This is a genomic window from Microcoleus sp. F4-D5 (assembly GCF_036704885.1).
Taxonomy (GTDB): Bacteria; Cyanobacteriota; Cyanobacteriia; order Cyanobacteriales; family Microcoleaceae; genus Microcoleus.
Genome location: NZ_JAUBSX010000167.1, coordinates 1 through 3429, shown reverse-complemented (window position 1 = coordinate 3429; position 3429 = coordinate 1). Strand labels below are relative to the sequence as shown.

General features: G+C 41.4%; 7 protein-coding genes. All 7 read right to left on the bottom strand.

Translation table 11 applies throughout. The annotated features are described in order from the left end of the window. Window positions 1-66 precede the first annotated feature (66 nt). A complete protein-coding gene (locus QUA80_RS33210; protein ID WP_333429151.1) occupies window positions 67-525 on the bottom strand; it encodes a hypothetical protein in 459 nt (152 codons plus the stop codon). A 30-nt stretch (window positions 526-555) separates the two neighbouring features. Then, the gene (locus QUA80_RS34060) at window positions 556-720 is read right to left on the bottom strand and encodes a metallophosphoesterase (RefSeq protein WP_445302319.1); all 165 of its coding nucleotides are present in this window, start codon (window positions 718-720) and stop codon (window positions 556-558) included. Between the two features lie 221 nt (window positions 721-941). Next, window positions 942-1604 carry a phytochelatin synthase family protein gene (locus QUA80_RS33205; protein ID WP_333429150.1) on the bottom strand — a complete coding sequence of 221 codons (663 nt, stop codon included), beginning with the start codon at window positions 1602-1604 and terminating at the stop codon, window positions 942-944. 146 nt (window positions 1605-1750) lie between these two features. Then, window positions 1751-2602 carry a 5'-nucleotidase C-terminal domain-containing protein gene (locus QUA80_RS33200; protein ID WP_333429149.1) on the bottom strand — a complete coding sequence of 284 codons (852 nt, stop codon included), beginning with the start codon at window positions 2600-2602 and terminating at the stop codon, window positions 1751-1753. 63 nt (window positions 2603-2665) lie between these two features. After that, window positions 2666-2998 carry a hypothetical protein gene (locus tag QUA80_RS33195; protein ID WP_333429148.1) on the bottom strand — a complete coding sequence of 111 codons (333 nt, stop codon included), beginning with the start codon at window positions 2996-2998 and terminating at the stop codon, window positions 2666-2668. A 30-nt stretch (window positions 2999-3028) separates the two neighbouring features. Beyond that, window positions 3029-3193 carry a metallophosphoesterase gene (locus QUA80_RS33190; RefSeq protein ID WP_333429152.1) on the bottom strand — a complete coding sequence of 55 codons (165 nt, stop codon included), beginning with the start codon at window positions 3191-3193 and terminating at the stop codon, window positions 3029-3031. Beyond that, on the bottom strand, window positions 3194-3322 hold the full coding sequence (locus QUA80_RS33185) for a hypothetical protein (protein ID WP_333429147.1): 129 nt from the start codon (window positions 3320-3322) through the stop codon (window positions 3194-3196). Window positions 3323-3429 lie beyond the last annotated feature (107 nt).

Below are 3429 nucleotides of genomic sequence, written 5' to 3'. Positions count from 1 at the left end.
ATTCCTCTTTTCTTACAAAAGTCATTACAAAGTGTGTCTATAGCTTATAAGAATGGTGAATTTATATTAAAATATACTCACCACTGATGAACAGTGTTCAATAAGATGCGTTCCCCCTGTACCTACTCCTGCTTGTACGATCGGAATGTCGTTAACTTGGGCTGGTTGTTCTAGGACTGTATGGGAGTGTCCGCCAACGATCGTATCGACACCCCATTCTGGATTTAGCAACACCGCTAGTTTTTTATCCTCTTCAAAACCGATGTGTGTCATGAGGATTGTGAGGTCTATGTCCTGATTTTTGTCAGCATTGCAGATTTTACCAACTTCTGAGGCAGCATCTTCAAGACTTACAAATGTCCCGATACTGGTATCCATTTTTAATGATTTGATAACTTCTTCAGTGACAATCCCGATGAACATAATATCGAATCCATCTACATTGAGTATCAGATATGGATTCATCAAGCGTTTGTTGTACTTTTTGATATACAAATTGGCATTTGCCAGCGGAAAATTCGCCATTTTTTCCAACAAGAGTAAGTGAGGCAACCCCTAATCTAATTCGTGATTCCCCAGAGTCACTACATCTGGAGCGAGGTAATTCATAATCTCTCTGGTTGAAAAACCTCTATATTCCCGCTCGATCACAGAACCCTGAACCATGTCACCTGAAATCACAAACAGTACGTTTTTCTCTTCTTGGCATACTCGATCGATCTAGCCCGAAAGCAGCGAAACTCCACCAATCAGATGACCATCTTCACCCCCAGCCTCTGCCATAAAGTCTCCGTACATATGAACTTTTTAAACCGTTCTGTGCTCGTCATGATTTTTTACCTTTGTGAAACTAACACGTTTAATTTTGCCTGTGCGGTTCAGATACCCGACTGCTTAGAGAAGTCGGGTATCTTGCCTTCACGAAAGAACGGGGGCTGCGATCAAACGTCGTTAGAATGCAGCTTGTTCAAGGCGATTTCTGCTGGATGAACCACTCCCTTATCTGCTAGATTGGCTTCCTGCCTGCGAAGCACGATCATGCCACGAGAGCGATTCGATGCGGAATCCTTATCCACGCAAGCGGCATATAGACGCTGAATTGGGCATTTCCAAAACCGGGTATACCGTTTGGGATTTGTATCTGCAATGGTGATTTCTTGAGTGTCCGGGTTATAATCTGCTAATAAGGAGAAGTGACCACCTTCTAAACTTGGATTTTCATGGGCAATACGGGTGTTGAAGTTGAGAATATGGACATCCCTTTCATCAGAAACGGCGGCTTCAACCTCACGCATGAATGCTTCTAGCGTCATACTCGGTTTATCAAAATGCTCCACCCGAATGGACAGCGGCAATTTTTTTCTTTCAATGTAAGTTAGACAGGTGTCGTAGGTTTCTGCTAGCGTCATGCCATCATCTAGAACCGACGCGATCGGCAGTTGGGCGACATAGAAAATTTCATCTACGGTGGTCAGATGCCCTAATGCGGTAAAGGCATAGGCAAGTGCCGTGACATTGCAACAGAAGATGGGTTGTTGAAATTGGTGTAGTTGAATAATTTCCAAATCTCGTTTGGAGATTTGAGTCAAGTTATCAAGATCCATTTTTCTGCTTCCTTAGATACATATATTGATTAACTCACAATAGACGATTTACAGCAAGTTTCTCCTCGCGACCTTCGGACGTGACTTTAGGTACATTAACCTATCGTTGGCCGGATATGGTTGAAAGACCAAGGTTTAAGATATCTCTACTTGTAGACCAATCTGCCTTCGATATGGCTGTCAAGATTTTGATGATAACTAAAGTATTCTTCAATGACATCCATCCTAGATGTTGTGATTACTTTTGGAGTACCTAATTCTTGATGTGTTATACCTAGATTCGGCTCGTAATTTTGGTAACGATAGCCATCCATACAGATTGTATATTGATTATCTTCTTGTATGGATTTTCCATTAATACTTAAAGATTCAAGCCTATGCAGGACATCACTATAAACTGCCTGAATACCCTTGTTTACCTGAAAATACTCACTTTGACCAGCTATTCTGTTTTCCGGTTTCATGATATGTGTAAATATCTTGACCAGATGTGCTCCGGTAACTCTAAATTTATAAAGAGTATCTTCGTAAGGAAAAATTATTTTCAGATCGTTCAATGTAACTAGAGGGCCTAATTCTTTTCCACGTATTGAACCACTAGCTACAAAAACTACATCTAAAACATCTTGTTGGACAAAAATATCGGCGAACAACTTACCCAAATCAGTTTCTTGTTCGCGCTTAGGATGGGTCAGTTTACGGGCTAATCGTCCAACCAATCGATTATATTTGCGATCGACCTGTTCTTGGAAAGTCGCAATCAGCTTTTCGATTTCTCGATCGGGCCCGGCCAGATTATTATCTACAGGCAGGAGTTGCCACTTCCATTCAACAATGCTGTTAGTATCGTCATCTACTACAATATCGAAACGTCCAATCTGATCTGTGCCTGCTCCTGCTTGTGCGATCGGAATGTCGTTAACTTGGGCAGGTTGTTCTAAAAACGTATGAGAGTGTCCGCCAACGATCGTATCGACACCCCATTCTGGATTTAGCAACGCCGCTAGTTTTTTATCCTCTTCAAAACCGATATGAGTCAGGATAATTGTTATACCATTTTTCTAAAATCGTGCAACACTCTTCGACCCCCCTAGCCCTCCCGCTGCATTGGGGGGGAACAAGAATACTGTTATTTCGTTTAAAATTGGTATTAAGTCTATGTCCTCATTTTTGTAGGCGTTACAAATTTTGCCAACTTCTGATGCGGCATCTTCAAGACTTATGAATGTACCAATACTTTGAGCGCGTTTTAATTTTCTAAGAGCTTCTTCAGTGACAATCCCGATGAACATAATATCGAATCCATCTACATTGAGTATCAGATATGGATTCATCAAGCGTTTGTTGTACTTTTTGATATACAAATTGGCATTTGCCAGCGGAAAATTCGCCATTTTTTCCAACAAGAGTAAGTGAGGCAACCCCTAATCTAATTCGTGATTCCCCAGAGTCACTACATCTGGAGTGAGGTAATTCATAATCTCTCTGGTTGAAGAACCTCTATATTCCCGCTCGATCACAGAACCCTGAACCATGTCACCTGAAATCACAAACAGTACGTTTTTCTCTTCTTGGCATACTCGATCGATCTAGCCCGAAAGCAGCGAAACTCCACCAATCAGATGACCATCTTCACCCCCAGCCTCTGCCACAAAGTCTCCGTACATATCATTGGAATGCAAAATCGTGAACTTTTTAAACCGTTCTGTGATCGTCATGATTTTTTACCTTTGTGAAACTAACACGTTTAACCCTGTTTTGTCACTTTAGGCAGAGGAAAAGTATAAATCAGGGTGAGTCAGGAATAGAGAAATTGAATCTGTGA

Coding starts and splice junctions, on each gene's coding strand:
- QUA80_RS33210 (WP_333429151.1), bottom strand. CDS start 525: ATGGCGAATTTTCCGCTGGCAAATGCCAATTTGTATATCAAAAAGTAC.
- QUA80_RS33205 (WP_333429150.1), bottom strand. CDS start 1,604: ATGGATCTTGATAACTTGACTCAAATCTCCAAACGAGATTTGGAAATT.
- QUA80_RS33195 (WP_333429148.1), bottom strand. CDS start 2,998: ATGGCGAATTTTCCGCTGGCAAATGCCAATTTGTATATCAAAAAGTAC.
- QUA80_RS33185 (WP_333429147.1), bottom strand. CDS start 3,322: ATGACGATCACAGAACGGTTTAAAAAGTTCACGATTTTGCATTCCAAT.